Raw genomic sequence first — 16,126 nt, 5'->3', positions numbered from 1 at the left:
CTGATGGTCGTTTCCTTTCAGGTGGCCATCAGTATCGGTGCGGTTTTCGGCGGCTATATCGTGGATTCCTACGGTGCAACTGCTCCGCTGGCTCTGACCGCGATCCTGGCTGCATCCACGGTCGCTCTGGCCTTGCTGCAGCGTCCTGATTGATTGTTGCCTTTTCCTCCTCGCACCCTTTGGAGGCAAGGCACCTGATTACGCGCAATTGTGCTGGCGTTGCCTGACGCCAGCACGCATGTTTTTAACGCTCCCGGTCCCCCGCTCTCGGTATCGCACTGTCGTTCCTGCGCATCTGCATGCCGCCACACCGGAAATGTTTCTTGGCCGGCGACGCTGGTTTGCTGTCGCAAGCGGCAAAACGATGAAGAATGCGTCGCGGAAAGGCTGATCTAGCCACAGGCTTGATGGGCACATTCCCTGCTACGATCTGATACATAAATGCGGGTTTCATGAAACATGCCGGATACCTCCGGCGCAGATCATTGCCTGATCTTTTTCGGATCAGGCAGGATGTTTCATGAAGAGCCAGATTTTCTTTGCCGTCGTTCTCTCGGTTGCGGGAGCAGGTTTTGGGGCCGCTTATTCGAGCTTTGCGGACACGCCGCCGGAAAACGCCTCTCCCATCTATGGCGTCACTCTTCCCGAAGGATATCGTGACTGGAAGTTCATCGCGCCCGCGCAGGAAGCGCCGCCGCTGGACGAGCTTCGCGCTGTTCTGGCAAACGATATCGCCGTCAACGCCTACAAGAGCGGAACCCTGCCCTTTCCCGATGGCTCGATACTGGTGAAGCTTGCCTATAAGCGGCAGCAATCCACCGAGTTTCCTCCGGCCACGGTGCCGGGAGCGGCAACCACCGTGCAGGTGATGGTGAAAGATTCCAAGAAATATGCCGGCAGCCACGGCTGGGGCTTCGGGCGGTTTGTCAACGGCAAGCCGGTGGATGCCGCACAGCATGAGACCTGTCTCTCCTGCCACGAAGGCAACGTCAAGGACCATGATTTCGTCTTCACGCGCTATGCGCAGTGACGAATGACAGGCTTCGCTTTCGCGGCCGTGCGCCGCTGGCGGCTTTTACACTCGAATACAAATTCACCGAAGCCCCGACACATCAGGGATACGTGAGACCGGGAAATTGGCGCCATCACCGGGTCGCCTTCGCCGCCCGGAGCCGCAAATTCCTGCCTGAAAGGACAAGATGATGACGTTTCTGGTCATTGCCTATCTCGGAGGGGCGCTGACAATTCTCAGCCCCTGTATCCTGCCCATCCTTCCCTTCGTTTTTGCGCGGGCCGGGCAACCGTTCCTGCGCAGCACGCTGCCCCTGCTTACGGGAATGGCGGCAACCTTTTGCGCCGTCGCGACGCTGGCCGCGGTGGGCGGCAGCTGGGCAATCAGCGCCAATGAATATGGCCGGCTCGCGGCTCTTGCGCTGCTTGCGGTCTTCGGCGTCGGGCTGGTCTCGCCCCGTGCGGCCAGCATCATCACCCGCCCGGTCGTCGAACTCGGTAACCGGCTCGCCAATGCCGCCGGCAAGCCCGGGTCAGTACCGACGATTGCGGGCTCGCTGATACTCGGCATCGCCACCGGCCTTTTATGGGCGCCCTGCGCCGGACCGATCCTCGGGCTCGTGCTGACGGGGGCGGCCCTGAAGGGGGCCAATCTGGAAACGAGCCTGCTGCTTGCCGCCTATGCCGCCGGGGCAGCGACATCCCTTGCCGTCGCCATCCTCATCGGCGGCCGGGTATTTGCGGTTATGAAGCGGTCTCTGGGTTTCAGCGAGCGGATTCGGCAGGCGCTTGGCGCGGCGGTGCTTGCCGGCGTCACGGTCATCGCACTCGGGCTGGATACGGGTGTCCTGTCGCAGATTTCCTATGCGAGCACGGCATCCTTCGAACAGCGGGTGCTCGATCGGCTCCAAACCGCCAAAGCGCCTGAAGTGACGACGGCGGCAGGCGGCAGCGCAGCCGCGGCCCGGTCGGAGCTGCCGGTTGAGGGCAAGGCCCCATCCCTCGATGGCGCCGTCCAGTGGCTCAACTCCCCGCCGCTCACGCGGGAGCAATTGCGTGGCAAGGTGGTGCTCATCGACTTCTGGACCTATTCCTGCATCAACTGCATCCGCACCATTCCCTATGTGCGTGCCTGGGCGGACAAATACCGGGATCAGGGCCTCGTCGTCATCGGCGTTCACGCCCCCGAATTCGCCTTTGAAAAGAAGATCGACAATGTCAGACAGGCCGTCGCCGGCTTCAAGATCGATTACCCGGTGGCAATCGACAATGACTACAGGATCTGGCGCGCCTTTGATAACAGCTATTGGCCGGCGCATTACCTGATCGATGCCAGGGGCCAGATCCGTTACCACCATTTCGGCGAGGGCAATTACCGGCAGACCGAAGAGGCGATCCAGGACCTGCTGCGCGAGGCCGGCAGCAGCGCCTCCGCCAGCGCGCCGGTGAGCCCGGAGGCGAAAGGAGCCGAAGCCGGTGCGGATATCGGGCACATGCGCTCGGGCGAAACCTATATAGGCTACCGGCAGGCTCGCAGCTTCGCATCCAACGAGGCGATGCGTGCAGACACGCCGCGCGACTACTCCGTCAAGACGCCTTCCCTCAACGAATGGGGACTTTCCGGTACCTGGACGGTTGGCGCGGAAGCGGCCACACTTGATGCGGCTGATGGCGGCATAACCTACCGCTTCAGCGCCCGTGACCTGCATCTGGTCCTTGGGCCGGCAAACGCCGGAAAACCGGTTCGTTTCCAGGTCACCGTCGACGGGCATCCGCCGGGTGCGGATCATGGCGCCGACACGGATGCCGAGGGCAATGGCGTCGTCACCTCAACCCGTCTTTACCAGCTCGTCCGCCAGACCGGCGCCGTCGAAGCGAGAACCTTTGCCATCCGCTTCCTCGACCCCGGCGCGCAGGCCTATGCCTTCACTTTCGGCTGACCCGGATTTTCCTCCCGTTCCCATCAAAACCAAAGGAGAAATATGATGCACCATCGTCTCATGCCAAAATTCGCGCTTGCCGTCGCAACCGCGCTGATCGCCTTTGCCGCACAAGCGGCAGAGGTGAAGAATATCGTCATCGTCCATGGCGCGCTGGCCGATGGTTCGGCCTGGCGCAGGGCGACAGACATCCTTGAGAGCCGTGGTTTCAACGTCACGATCGTGCAGGAGCCCATCACCTCTCTTGCCGATGACGTGGCGGCCACCAACCGTGTTCTCGATCTCCAGCAGGGGCCGAGCCTGCTTGTCGGGCACAGCTACAGCGGGATGGTGATCTCGGAAGCCGGCAACCGGCCGGATGTGGCCGGGCTGGTCTATGTCGCCGCCTTCCAGCCGGAGAAAGGAGAGAGCCTTCTCGACCTCGCCGGCTCCAAACCGCCGGCCGGCAACGGCATCAAGCCGACGAAGGATGGCACGTTCCTTTATCTCGATCCCGCCGTCTTTGGACAAGATTTCGCCGGCGATCTGCCGCGTGAGGACGCGGCCTTCATGGCAAGAAGTCAGGTCTTCGCCGCCAAGGCCGCCTTTGCCGCCAAGGCCGGCGAACCCGCCTGGAAAACCAAAAAAAGCTGGTCGATTGTCGCAACGCAGGACCGGTCAATCAACCCCGATCTCGAACGTGACATGGCCAAGCGCGCCGGCAGTGCGGTGACCGAGATTGCTGCAAGCCATGCGGTTTTTGCCTCCCAGCCCGATAAGGTTGCAGACGTCATCGAACAGGCCGCCCGGCAATCTGCGAAATAAACCGCGCCCGCCTCGAAGTCCAACACAGCCGCCCCAGACACCGGGGCGGCTGATTGCGTCCAGAGGGCTGACCGAATGTATCAGTCTGTATCCGGAATGCCCCCTGCTACAAAACCATTCACATTCGTCCCCCTTGGGACACATCGAGGATACACGCACCGCGTTACCTGCCCGCATCCAACATGGACAGGAGAGACAGCAATGAATTCCGAGATCAATTTCCAGCGCCGCCGCTTCTTCGGCATTGCCGCAATGACGGTTGCCGCCGTCGAATTCGGGGCCGCAGGCCTTGCTCATGCCAAGGGCGAAGCGCCTTCGCCTCAGCCGTCAACCGGACACGAGGGAGCCACCTCCTTTGGCGCCCTGAAGCAGGTTGAAGCGGGTGTACTCAGCGTCGGTTATGCAGAAGCCGGCCCCGCAGACGGCCCAGTCGTGCTGCTGCTGCACGGATGGCCTTATGACATCTACAGCTATGTCGATGTCGCACCCATCCTTGCATCGGCTGGATATCGGGTACTCATCCCCTATCTGCGCGGATATGGCACGACCCGTTTTCTCTCGGACGACACGGCACGCAACGGACAGCAGGCGGCGCTTGCGGTCGACATGATCGCCTTTCTCGACGCACTCGGCGTCAAACAGGCCGTCGTGGCCGGTTATGACTGGGGCGCTCGCACCGCCGACATCATGGCCGCACTCTGGCCCGAGCGTTGCACCGGGCTCGTGTCGGTCAGCGGCTATCTCATCGGCAGTCAGGAAATCAATAGAAAGCCACTTCCGCCCAAGGCGGAACTTTCGTGGTGGTATCAGTTCTATTTCGCGACGGAACGCGGCCGTGCGGGTTACGCAGCGAACACCCGCGACTTCGTGCGCCTGATCTGGCAGACGGCATCTCCGACCTGGAAATTCAGTGACGAGACCTTCAATCGTTCGGCCCCCGCATTCGACAATCCCGACCATGTGGCCATCACCATCCATAACTACCGCTGGCGGTTGGCACTGGCAGACGGGGAAGCCAAGTACGATAATTACGAGCGTAAGCTTGCGAAACTTCCCGTCATCACCGTGCCGACGATAACGCTGGAAGGCGACGCGAACGGCGCTCCGCATCCGGACCCTTCCGCCTATGCATCGAAGTTTTCCGGCAAATACCAGCACCGCAACATCATCGGCGGCATAGGCCACAACCTTCCGCAGGAAGCGCCAGAAGCTTTTGCCAGGGCTGTTCTGGACGTCGCAAAGCTTTAAACTTGCCGAAGCCCGCGAACCGTTGTCTTACTGCATGTGACAGCGGGGCGCGCGGTAGCGGGCCACTCGAACCGTCCGGACGACGAAGGCATCCAATGGACCATATCGACCATATTCTCGTCGTGGACGACGACAGGGAAATCCGGGAGCTGGTCTCCAGCTACCTGAAGAAGAACGGCCTGCGCACGCGCGTGGCGGCCGATGGACGGCAGATGAGAAGTTTTCTCGACGGCAATACCGTCGATCTCATCGTGCTCGACGTGATGATGCCTGGCGATGACGGGCTAGTTTTATGCCGAGAGCTGCGGGCGGGGAAACACAAAGCCACGCCGGTGCTGATGCTGACGGCCCGCGATGACGAGATGGATCGCATTATCGGGCTCGAAATGGGCGCCGACGACTATCTGTCGAAGCCCTTCGCTGCCCGTGAGCTTCTTGCGCGGATCAAAGCCATACTGCGCCGGACGCGGATGCTGCCTCCCAATCTGCAGATCAGCGAGGCCGGGCAGCTCCTGACCTTTGGTGAGTGGCGCCTCGACACGGTGGGCCGTCACCTGCTCGACAGGGAGGGCACGACCGTGGCCTTGAGCGGCGCCGAATACCGGCTCCTCAGGGTCTTCATCGATCATCCCCAGCGCGTCCTCAACCGGGACCAGCTGTTAAATCTCACGCAGGGCCGCGATGCCGAACTTTTTGACCGGTCGATCGATCTTCTCGTGAGCCGCGTTCGCCAAAGGCTGGGGGATGACGCGCGCGAACCCGTCTACATCAAGACCGTGCGGGCGGAGGGCTATGTCTTTGCGGTGCCCGTGGAGATTTCGGAGCCGAGGATATGAACGGCCCACGCCTGCTCGCCGGCTGGTGGCCGCGCTCGTTGCGGTCCAGACTTTTCATCATCCTGCTTGCGGGCCTCGCCATTGCCTACGGTCTGTCGTTCAGCATCCTCTTTGCCGAACGATATATGTCGGCAAAGGCGATCATGCTCGGCACTCTTGAGCAGGATCTGGCTGTATCGATCGCCATAATCGACCGCCTGCCTGCGGAAGAGCGGGCGCAATGGGTCCATCGCCTGAGCCGCAGCAATTATCAACTCGTCCTCGGCCCGGGTGTTCCAGGTGTTTCCGACATGTCCGGCCGCGGCGCTGAAATTGCGCAGAGGATCGAGGAGGCCGCAGGACACCGTTTCCCCGTCAAGGTCGAGTCCATTCCCGGCGACGGCAAGCGGCTTCAGGCGCATCTGACGCTATCGGACGGCTCGCCCCTGACAATTGACGTGACACCGCGCGGCGTGATGCCGCTGGCGGAATGGCTGCCTTATGTCTTCGCCGCGCAGATGGCGCTTCTTCTTCTGTGCACCTGGTTTGCAGTGCGACAGACGACCAGACCGCTCAGCGCGCTGGCTGCGGCAGCCGAAGCGTTGGATCCGGGCGAAAAGGGGTTGCCGATGAGTGAGAGCGGCCCAAGCGAAGTTGTCCACGCCGCCCGCGCCTTCAACGCGATGCGCGATCGCGTCGCCCAATACCTCGAGGAGCGGGTCCAGATTCTCGCGGCGATTTCGCACGACCTGCAGACGCCCATCACCCGGATGCGGTTGCGGGCCGACATGGCAGACGATACGCCGGAAAAGGAAAAGCTGGTCAGTGACCTGCGTGAAATCGAACGTCTAGTACAGGATGGTATCGCTTATGCACGCAGCGCTCATGGCAATGGCGAGAAATCCTCACGTATCGATCTGGCCTCTTTCATCGACAGCCTAGCCTACGACTATCAGGATACCGGAAAAGCAGTCACGGTTGACGGTATGGTGCGCGGCACAGTATCGACAAAGCCACATGCCCTGCGAAGAATCCTGACGAACTTGATAGATAACGCACTCAAATTCGGGGGCAGTGCGGAAATCAAGGTCGACCGGCGCACTGAAGGCACCGTCGTCATCACGGTGCTCGATCGTGGGCCGGGCATCCCCGACGAGATGCTGCAAAATGCCATGCAGCCCTTTTTCCGGATTGAAACCTCGAGAAACCGCGACACCGGCGGAACAGGACTCGGACTTGCGATCGCGCAGCAGCTCGCCGGAACAATCGGCGGCTCGGTGCGCCTCTATAACAGGCAAGGCGGCGGGCTTGCAGCCGAGGTGGCTTTTGCCTGAGAGGGACGCAGGTCAACGATAACCAGTAACAACGATACTTTTCGATACAGTTTTGCAGTTTCCGGAAACATGCCGGATACGCCGATCCGTCACAAAGCTCCTATCACGAAACGCCGCAACAGCGGCAAAATGAAAGGAACCTCCCGTGACCAAGATCGAGACTGTTCTTTATACCGGCAAGACCCACACGACCGGTGGGCGTGACGGATCGGCGCAAAGTGACGATGGCGCGCTTGGCATCAAGCTTTCCCCTCCGGGCAGCGGAAAGCCGGGCACGAATCCCGAGCAGCTCTTTGCGGCAGGTTGGTCGGCATGTTTCATCGGCGCCATGACAAAGGCGGCGGCAAAACACCAGCTCCGGCTTCCAGCCGACACCACTGTCGATGCGGAGGTCGACCTCGGCACAACGGGTGGCGAATTCTTTCTGCAGGCTCGCCTGACTGTCAGCCTGCCCGGTATCGATCGTCCCATCGCGCAGACGATAATAGAGGATGCCCACCAGATCTGCCCCTATTCGAAGGCAACCAGGGGGAACATCGATGTTACGCTCAAGCTCGCTTAAGCCGATTGTTTCCGCCCGTGCGTTTGTCGTCGCCATCGTGTTTGCGGCGATATTCGCAGCACCGTGCGTATATGATGCTACATCCGACGAGCCCTCGCCGCTTGCAGGACTTCTGGGCGCAGTTTCATCGATGTGACCACAAGGGAACGGCTCGGCGCCCGCCGCAGCCGTTTTCGCGTTTCAACTTCTTCCTGCCATCCCTCTGATCAACTCAAGGAAGCCTGCCTGCTCCCCATGCGGCGCGCCTCCAGCGCGTTCCGCGGCGGCCAGACGAGCCGGATTTCCAACCATCTTAAACGAGGCCAGATCAATGCGATCAATTGAACACATCTATGTCGACGGTAAATTTGTGGTGCCAGACGGCAATGAACGGCTGGACCTTTTCAATCCGGCAACGGAAGAAAAAATCGGCGATGTCCGGCTTGGCAACGCCGATGATGCAAGGGCCGCAGTGGAAGCCGCGAAACGCGCTTTTCCCGCCATGGCAACATCCACCAAGGCGCAGCGTATCGATATGCTGCGCAGCCTGCGCGATACGATCGCAGAGCGACCGGATGAGCTCACGCAGGTCATGACCGAAGAATACGGCGCGCCCGCTTATTTCACGGCTTTCTCCGTTCAAAACGCAGCGTCGATTTTTGATGTTATGGCTGAGACCGTGGCGAACTACGACTTTGACCGGGTCGTGGGCAAAAGCACGGTCACGATGCTGCCGCGCGGCGTTCTCACCGCCATCACGCCCTGGAACAGCAATTTCGGTTTTATCGCCACCAAGCTTGCGCATGCAATCGGTTCAGGCTCGTCCCTCGTCATCAAACCGGCCGAACAGAGTGCGTTTCAGACGGATATTCTGGTGAGAAGGCTGCATCGGGCCGGCCTGCCGGCAGGGGTTTTCAACATTGTCAACGGCACGGGTCCGGTGGTCGGTGCGGCGCTGACGCAGGATCCCGACGTTGCGACCATCAGTTTCACCGGTTCCACCCAGGCTGCAAAGATCATTCAACGCGCGGCTATCGACGGCATGAAAAGAGTGGTTCTGGAGCTGGGAGGAAAAGCACCCACCATTATCCTGCCGGATGCCGACCTCGACAAGGCCATACCTGTCGCCCTGATGTCGGGCTTTGCAAACAGCGGCCAGGCCTGCGTCGCGGGTACCCGCATCCTGGCTCCGCGGTCCCGTCTCCCCGAGATTGCCGAGCGGTTGAGGATGGCGGCTGAAAAATTCAAAGTTGGCGATCCCCGTGATCCGGAGGTTCGGGTAGGCCCTCTCGCCAGCCTTGCCCAGTGGGAGAGGATTCAGACTTACATCCGGCTTGGTGTCGAAGAAGGAGCAACCCTGCTGACAGGCGGAACCGGACGACCGGCCGGGATTGAAAAAGGATGGTTCGCCCGCCCGACAATTTTCGCAGATGTCACGAACGAAATGCGCATCGCCCGCGAAGAAATCTTTGGTCCCGTCCTGTGTCTTCTCGCCTATGAGGACGAAGATGAGGCCGTCGAGATCGCCAATGATAGCGATTACGGATTGCAGGCCTATGTGCTTGGATCCGACCTCAGACGTGCCGAACACATAGCCGCAAGGCTGATGGCCGGCCGCGTCGTCATCAACGGCGCACCGCACGATCCTCGCGCCCCCTTCGGCGGTTTCAGGCAATCCGGTATCGGCAGGGAGATCGGCGCCTTCGGTCTCGACGGCATGCTCGAACCGCGAGCCGTTCTCACCCCGTAACGCGAGAAGTCTGCAGCGCCGGTCACGGCGCACTCTCCGTTCTGCTTCAGGCCGACTTTGTATCCAGAAGTGTCAGCCGTGCGAAAACCGACGTTTGGTGACGCAACAGCAGGTCGAAAGAAACAGCCGGGATACGATCAACATCTACCTGTTTCGGACGCGAAATGGTCGCGGAACACACCGATATGGAGAGAAATATGACCGACGTCCTTCACCCGGAAAAAGGCGGGCACGGCACCGCGATTGTCCTTGGGTCTGCAATGGCCGTGTTGATGGCCTTCACCCCTGCCTTGGCAGTTGAGACTGTCAAACCACCCCAATCCGAAACCGCCTCTGCCGACGACAGCATCCGGCCGTTCCAGGTTCATGTCGATCAGTCACAGATTGACGACCTCAAGGCCAGGATCAGGAATGCGCGCTGGCCGGATAAGGAAACCGTTGGCGATATCTCCCAGGGCATCCAGCTGGCGCGGGTTCAGGATCTCGTTCGATACTGGGGCAGCGACTATGACTGGCGAAATGCAGAGAAAGAACTCAACGCCTTGCCGCAGTTCATCACCACGATCGACGGCGTCGACATCCACTTCATTCATGTCCGCTCACGCCATCCCAACGCCTTGCCTGTCATCCTCACCCACGGCTGGCCGGGTTCAATCTTCGAGTTCACAAAAGTTATCGGCCCGTTGACGGACCCGACCGCTTATGGCGGCAAAGCCGAAGACGCGTTCGACGTGATCATTCCCTCCATCCCCGGCTATGGTTTTTCAGGCCATCCGACCGATCTGGGCTGGGGACCGGACCGTGTTGCGCGCGCCTGGGACACCCTTGTGAAGCGCCTCGGCTACACGCGCTATGTTTCCCAGGGCGGCGATCATGGTTCGGTCATTTCCGATGCGCTTGCCCGGCAGGCGCCAAAGGGTCTGCTCGGCATCCATCTCAATATGCCGGCCACCGTTCCCGCTACGCTCATGAAAGCCATCAACAGCGGTGATCCGGCCCCTGCGGACCTGTCTGCGCAGGAACGAAATGCCTATGACTCGCTCAAAGAGTTTTTCGGCAGGAACGCTGCCTATGGCGCAATGATGGTCACAAGACCGCAGACGATCGGCTATTCCCTGTCGGATTCACCTGTCGGTCTTGCATCCTTCATCTACGAGAAATTCGCGCAATGGAGCGACAGCAATGGCGAGCCCGAAAGCGTGCTTTCCAGGGATGAAATGCTCAACGATATCACGCTCTACTGGTTGACCAACAGCGGCGCGTCCGGCGCGCGTTTCTATTGGGAAAACAACAACAACAACTTCAGCGCGGACGCCCAGAAGACAAGGGACATCAAGATCCCCGTCGGCATCACCGTTTTCCCGAAGGAAATCTATCAGGCGCCGGAGAGCTGGAGCAGGCAGGCCTATCCATCGCTGACCTATTATCATCAGGTCGATCATGGCGGACATTTCGCCGCCTGGGAGCAGCCCGGGATCTTCTCAAGAGAGCTTCGTGACGCTTTCAGAAAGCTGCGCTGAGAGACGTCATTCTGGAAGCGCGGTTCCCGGACCGCGCTTCACCACATCCTCGTGTTGCTGTCCGATTTAACGCTTGGGCGTTTCTGCACCAAAAAAGCCGTCGCTCGACACCAGTCGAGGAACGGCTTTTTCCGTATCTGAGGCCAGGAGATTTCAGGCCGCAACCGCGACACGTTCCGCCATCCACTGATCCAGCGCAGATCGCAGCATTGATCCGGACACGGCGTCCGTGGAGGCGATCCTGATCAGGTATTTTGCGGCGTCAACGGCTATCGAGCAGCCGATCGGCAGGCGGTTCTCTGCGCAGAACTCATTCAAAACCCTGCGGATCGACAGAAGCGACACTGCGTTGGTCATCTCGGATCTCCATCATGAATAACGATATTGCGTCACTTGATGGAGAAGCGTTGTGTCGAGAGTTTTCCACCGAAACCGAAAACGGTACCTCGATGTAGTCAGACTGGTTGCTGATACAATAAGCTACCGTCGAGGACGGCGATCGCATCGATCAGTCCTGAAATTTCGTTTCGTCGCTCGACGGCTCCGGGTTCGCGTCGATCCGGTTTTCCGCCTCGGCCTGCGGGGACAGAGGAAGCTCCAGCTGAATATCCTCCATCTCGGGCAGGCTTGCGATGCCGTCACGAAGGGCAAGGTCTTCATAAGATGGTTTGAACGGCATCGGAATCTCCTTCCGCGCGAGAAATTGGCCGCCATCCGCTTTTTCCGGCGGCGGCCGTTTCCGGTGATCAGCTCTTCACAAAGGCCAGCAGATCCGGATTGATGACATCGGCATGGGTGGTCAGCATGCCGTGCGGATACCCCTTATACACCTTCAGCGTACCATTCTTCAGCAGTTTGACCGACAATTCGGCAGAATCTGCGATCGGCACGACCTGGTCGTCATCGCCGTGGAGAACGAGCGTCGGCACCGTGATCGCCTTCAGGTCTTCCGTCTGATCGGTTTCCGAGAAGGCTTTTACACCGTCATTATGGGCCTTGGCGCTACCCATCATGCCCTGACGCCACCAGTTCTGGATGACACCGGGATAGACTTTGGCATCCGGACGGTTGAAGCCATAGAACGGACCGGTCGGCACGTCGAGGAAGAACTGGGCGCGGTTTTCGGCTACGCCCTTGCGGAAACTGTCGAAGACCTCGATCGGCAGGCCGCCGGGATTGGAAGGCGTCTTCAACATCAGCGGCGGAACGGCGGAGACGAGCACGGCCTTGGCAACGCGGCCCTGCGGCTCGCCGAATTTGGCGACGTAACGCGCAACCTCTCCGCCGCCGGTCGAGTGGCCAATGTGAACCGCATTCCTGAGATCGAGATGTTCGGCAACGGCGGATGCATCGGCGGCATAATGATCCATGTCGTGGCCGTCGCTCACCTGCTGGGAACGGCCGTGGCCGCGACGATCATGGGCCACGACGCGGTAACCGTTCTGGGCGAAGAACAGCATCTGCGCGTCCCAGTCGTCGGAGGACAAAGGCCAGCCGTGATGGAAGACGATCGGCTGGGCATCCTTCGGACCCCAGTCCTTGAAATAGATATCGACGCCGTCCTTGGTCTTTACGAATGATCCGGTCATTGGAAATGCTCCTTCGTTGCGGGATGGGATGGATTTTGAAAAGGCTGTTGATGGCATGGCCATCGCGGTGGAAAGAGCGGCGCCGGCCAGCAGAACATACCGTCTGGAAATTGCGAGCTCGATAGGATTGTCGGTCATTTCGGTTTCCTGCCTGGTTTCAGCGGGCGCGGCGGGTGGTTTCAAACAGGAACCAGGTGCGGCGCTCGGTCTCGTCGATCCAGTTTTCGATCAGGCTGGTGGTGGCGTGGTCGTTGAGGTCGGAGGTGAGGCTGTGCGTTTGCCGCAGGATGGCGGTAAGCTGCTTGTTGTCCTCACGCAGTTCGGCAAGCATATCCTCCGGCGTGACGAAGTCGGCGTCATTATCAAGGAGACGCTGGAGGCGGCCGATATGGCCGATGGAGCGGATGGTCGTGCCGCCGATCTTGCGCGCCCTTTCGGCAATGTCGTCGGTCATCGCAAAGATCTGGGCGCCCTGTTCGTCCAGCAGCGTGTGATAATCACGGAAATGCGGACCGGAAACATGCCAGTGGAAATTCTTGGTCTTGATGTAGAGCGTGAAGACATCCGCCAGCAGCGCGGTCAGCGCAGCGGAGATGTCGCGGCTCGCTTCAGCGCCAAGGTCGGTCGGCGTTGCGAGTGGAAGCTTGCGGTTTTTGGCGGCTGTGGTCGTGTCCATGATCGTTCTCCTTTTGCAATCGACCGCCCGTTGTTGAGCGCCCCTGTTGCGGCTGTCTGATCGGCACCGAGGATAGAAAGAAGGATGGCTCGGGAGAAATCGGCTGCTGGTACAGTCCACCCGATACCTAAGTGTAGTTTCGGCAATTTCGAACCCGGGATAGTTTTCGCCTGTCGCCCCGCCCCAGGGCGATTGGCTCGCAGAAGCCATCGTCTCCGGTGTCCCCCTCCCCCGGAGCTGCGGATCTCCTCCCGATCCGCCAAGGCCGCCCCCGCCGCAGGAGGCGGCCTTTTTTTCGTTTCGGCCTCGGACCTGCAGGCAACCTATGCCTGAGTATTATGTTTACTCTTTCGCCGTTGCGTTAGCCTCAGCGGGCACGACAATCGTCAATCTGCAAAATCGAAGGAATTCCAACATGGCGGAAGAACGGCCCGAAGGTATTGAAAAATACGATCACCCAGCCGGCGGCTGGGATGCATTGAAAGCCGTTGCGAAAACGCTCGCGCACCAGCAGATCGTCGCGCAGGGCACGATGACGCTGCTCAAGGCCAATCAGCCCGAAGGTTTCGACTGTCCCGGCTGCGCCTGGCCCGACCCCAAACACACCTCATCCTTTGAGTTCTGCGAAAACGGCGCCAAGGCCATCACCTGGGAATCGACGGCGAAACGATCCGGACCCGAATTTTTCGCCCAGCATACGGTTTCCGAACTGTGGCAATGGACGGATCACAAGCTGGAGGATGCCGGCCGGCTGACCCTTCCCCTGCATTACAATGCCGAAAGCGATCGCTATGAGCCAATCGCGTGGGACGACGCCTTCAATCTGATCGCGCAGGAACTCAACAAGCTCGACGACCCCGACAAGGCGGAATTCTATACATCCGGCCGGGCGTCCAACGAGGCCGCCTTTCTCTATCAGCTTTTCGTGCGCGCCTATGGGACGAACAATTTCCCTGATTGTTCCAACATGTGCCACGAGGCCACCAGCGTCGGCCTTCCGAAATCCATCGGCGTCGGCAAAGGCACGGTGACGCTAGAGGATTTCGATCATGCCGATGCGATCTTCAGCTTCGGCCACAATCCCGGCACCAACCATCCGCGCATGATGACGACGCTGCATAATGCCGCAAAACGCGGCGTGCCGATCGTGGTCTTCAATCCGCTGAAGGAACGGGCGCTGGAACGCTTCGCCGCGCCACAGGACCCGATCGAAATGGCGACACTCTCTTCGACGCCCATCGCCTCCGCCTACCATCAACTGCGCACCGGCGGCGATCTCGCAGCCCTCAAGGGCATCATGAAAGCGGTGTTCGAACTGGATGCAGAAAACCAGAAGGCGGGTGGTGCCGGTGTGCTCGACCGAACCTTCATCGAAGAACACACCGACGGTCTCGACGCACTGTGCGCCGACATCGACGCTACCTCCTGGGACACCATCTGCTCCGTCAGTGGGCTGACGAAGGAGGCGCTTGAAAGCGCTGCCCGGATTTATGTGAACGCCTCCAATGTCATCATCTGTTACGGCATGGGCATCACGCAGCACGCCAAAGGCACGGGCAACGTGCAGCAGATCGCAAATCTCCTGCTGCTGCGCGGCAATATGGGCCGCCCGGGTGCGGGAATAGCGCCCATTCGCGGCCATTCCAACGTACAGGGCGACCGCACCGTCGGCATCACCGAAATCCCGAACAAGGCGCTGCTGGACGGCATGGAGCGCGCTTTCGGTTTTCGTCCCCCTGCGGAAAAAGGCCACAATGCCATAGAGGCCGTCGAGGCGATCATTGCCGGCGAGTCCCGGGTGCTAATCTGTCTTGGTGGAAACCTCGCCGTCGCCATGTCGGATACCGGCGCGACCTTCAAGGGCATGCGCAACCTCGATCTCGCCGTTCACATCGCAACAAAACTCAACCGCTCGCACCTTCTGACAGCGAAGATATCGCTGATCCTGCCCTGCCTTGGACGCACCGATCTGGATACCCAGTCCTTGGGCCCGCAGGCCGTGACAGTCGAGGACTCGATGTCGATGGTGCATGCCTCTCGCGGTTTCCTGAACCCGCCCGGGGAGCTGGTCAGGTCGGAGCCGGCCATCATCGCGGGCATCGCCAAAGCGACAATCGGCAGCCGCCATGGAATAGACTGGGATTGGCTGATTGCCGATTACGACCGGATCCGTGACAAGATCGAAGAGGTCTTTCCCGATTTCAGGGATTTCAACAGCCGGGTTCGGATAAAAGGCGGCTTTCGCCTTGATGTCGCGGCCTCCTTCCGCCGCTGGAACACGCAGAGCGGCAAGGCCAATTTCCTTGTCGCCACAGGACTTGAGGAAGACCCGCTCATCTCCAATCCGGAAGCCCTCGTGCTGACCACGATCCGCAGTCACGATCAGTACAATACGACGATCTATGGCATGGATGACCGTTATCGCGGCGTCTTCGGCCGAAGGGACATCATCTTCATGAACCGGCACGACCTTGCGGAGCGCGGCCTGAAGGATGGTGATCGCATCGATATTCACGGCATCGGCCCAGAAAATAAAGACCGACACCTCGTTCAGGGTTTCACCGCCGTCGAATACAATATCCCGAAGGGGTCGGCCGCAGGCTATTATCCGGAAATGAATGCGGTGGTGGCGCTCGGCCATTATGACCGCCTTTCCGGAACGCCTTCCTACAAGGGTGTCCCGATCACGGTGAGCCCGGCAGCCGCCTGACGACCGAAGGCCCGGCGCGCAACGCAGCGGTCGTTGCGCGCTCTTCTCCCCACCGTTTGGGTTGGACCTCACCTCGGGCCATCAGGCATGGCCTGTGGATGACCGGCCATATATGCGGATTTTTCGATATAGCGCCGTGCCGTTTTACCGCTATCCTGATGTTTCGACGACGGTGGCAACCAAGACCT

14 protein-coding genes and 1 pseudogene are annotated in these 16,126 nt (G+C 60.1%); 11 read left to right on the top strand and 4 right to left on the bottom strand.

Annotation, left to right across the window (positions count from 1 at the left end):
- The 10 genes and pseudogenes from V6R85_RS21245 to V6R85_RS21200 form a co-directional block, all read left to right on the top strand.
- Nucleotides 1–153, top strand: a pseudogene (locus V6R85_RS21245) (MFS transporter); the annotation flags it as partial.
- 367 nt (nt 154–520) lie between these two features.
- A complete protein-coding gene (locus V6R85_RS21240; protein ID WP_003508332.1) occupies nt 521–1,030 on the top strand; it encodes a cytochrome P460 family protein in 510 nt (169 codons plus the stop codon).
- A gap of 172 nt (nt 1,031–1,202) precedes the next feature.
- A complete protein-coding gene (locus V6R85_RS21235; protein ID WP_212318630.1) occupies nt 1,203–2,951 on the top strand; it encodes a cytochrome c biogenesis protein DipZ in 1,749 nt (582 codons plus the stop codon).
- 45 nt (nt 2,952–2,996) lie between these two features.
- The gene (locus tag V6R85_RS21230; protein ID WP_112958801.1) at nt 2,997–3,755 is read left to right on the top strand and encodes an alpha/beta hydrolase; all 759 of its coding nucleotides are present in this window, start codon (nt 2,997–2,999) and stop codon (nt 3,753–3,755) included.
- A gap of 201 nt (nt 3,756–3,956) precedes the next feature.
- The gene (locus V6R85_RS21225; protein WP_112958800.1) at nt 3,957–5,003 is read left to right on the top strand and encodes an alpha/beta fold hydrolase; all 1,047 of its coding nucleotides are present in this window, start codon (nt 3,957–3,959) and stop codon (nt 5,001–5,003) included.
- A 95-nt stretch (nt 5,004–5,098) separates the two neighbouring features.
- Nucleotides 5,099–5,839: a response regulator gene (locus V6R85_RS21220; RefSeq protein ID WP_112958799.1), complete on the top strand. Its 741-nt coding sequence runs from the start codon at nt 5,099–5,101 to the stop codon at nt 5,837–5,839.
- The gene (locus V6R85_RS21215; protein WP_112958798.1) at nt 5,836–7,152 is read left to right on the top strand and encodes an ATP-binding protein; all 1,317 of its coding nucleotides are present in this window, start codon (nt 5,836–5,838) and stop codon (nt 7,150–7,152) included. The genes V6R85_RS21220 and V6R85_RS21215 overlap by 4 nt, the downstream gene beginning before the upstream one ends.
- Before the next feature lie 145 nt (nt 7,153–7,297).
- The gene (locus V6R85_RS21210; protein WP_112958797.1) at nt 7,298–7,714 is read left to right on the top strand and encodes an Ohr family peroxiredoxin; all 417 of its coding nucleotides are present in this window, start codon (nt 7,298–7,300) and stop codon (nt 7,712–7,714) included.
- A gap of 310 nt (nt 7,715–8,024) precedes the next feature.
- Nucleotides 8,025–9,443, top strand: coding sequence for an aldehyde dehydrogenase family protein (locus V6R85_RS21205; protein ID WP_112958796.1), 1,419 nt, complete (start codon nt 8,025–8,027; stop codon nt 9,441–9,443).
- Nucleotides 9,444–9,640: 197 nt separating this feature from the next.
- Entirely contained in the window at nt 9,641–10,963 is a 1,323-nt protein-coding gene (locus V6R85_RS21200) for an epoxide hydrolase family protein (RefSeq protein ID WP_112958795.1), read from the top strand.
- Between the two features lie 153 nt (nt 10,964–11,116).
- On the opposite strand, the gene V6R85_RS21195 is transcribed toward V6R85_RS21200, so the two are convergent.
- The 4 genes from V6R85_RS21195 to V6R85_RS21180 form a co-directional block, all read right to left on the bottom strand.
- Nucleotides 11,117–11,320, bottom strand: a complete 204-nt coding sequence (locus V6R85_RS21195; protein WP_003508314.1) for a hypothetical protein — start codon at nt 11,318–11,320, stop codon at nt 11,117–11,119.
- Nucleotides 11,321–11,471: 151 nt separating this feature from the next.
- Nucleotides 11,472–11,642 (bottom strand): hypothetical protein, encoded by a 171-nt coding sequence (locus V6R85_RS21190; protein ID WP_003508313.1) that lies wholly within the window; start codon nt 11,640–11,642, stop codon nt 11,472–11,474.
- Nucleotides 11,643–11,709: 67 nt separating this feature from the next.
- Nucleotides 11,710–12,690: an alpha/beta fold hydrolase gene (locus tag V6R85_RS21185; RefSeq protein ID WP_112958794.1), complete on the bottom strand. Its 981-nt coding sequence runs from the start codon at nt 12,688–12,690 to the stop codon at nt 11,710–11,712.
- A gap of 19 nt (nt 12,691–12,709) precedes the next feature.
- A complete protein-coding gene (locus V6R85_RS21180; protein ID WP_003508311.1) occupies nt 12,710–13,228 on the bottom strand; it encodes a Dps family protein in 519 nt (172 codons plus the stop codon).
- Nucleotides 13,229–13,643: 415 nt separating this feature from the next.
- Here V6R85_RS21180 and V6R85_RS21175 point away from each other — a divergent pair, with 415 nt between their 5' ends.
- Nucleotides 13,644–15,938 (top strand): FdhF/YdeP family oxidoreductase, encoded by a 2,295-nt coding sequence (locus V6R85_RS21175; protein WP_112958793.1) that lies wholly within the window; start codon nt 13,644–13,646, stop codon nt 15,936–15,938.
- The last annotated feature ends 188 nt before the right edge of the window (nt 15,939–16,126 follow it).

The organism is Agrobacterium sp. CCNWLW32, assembly GCF_037083425.1.
Lineage (GTDB): Bacteria > Pseudomonadota > Alphaproteobacteria > Rhizobiales > Rhizobiaceae > Agrobacterium > Agrobacterium radiobacter.
This window is presented reverse-complemented; position numbering and strand designations above follow the sequence as displayed.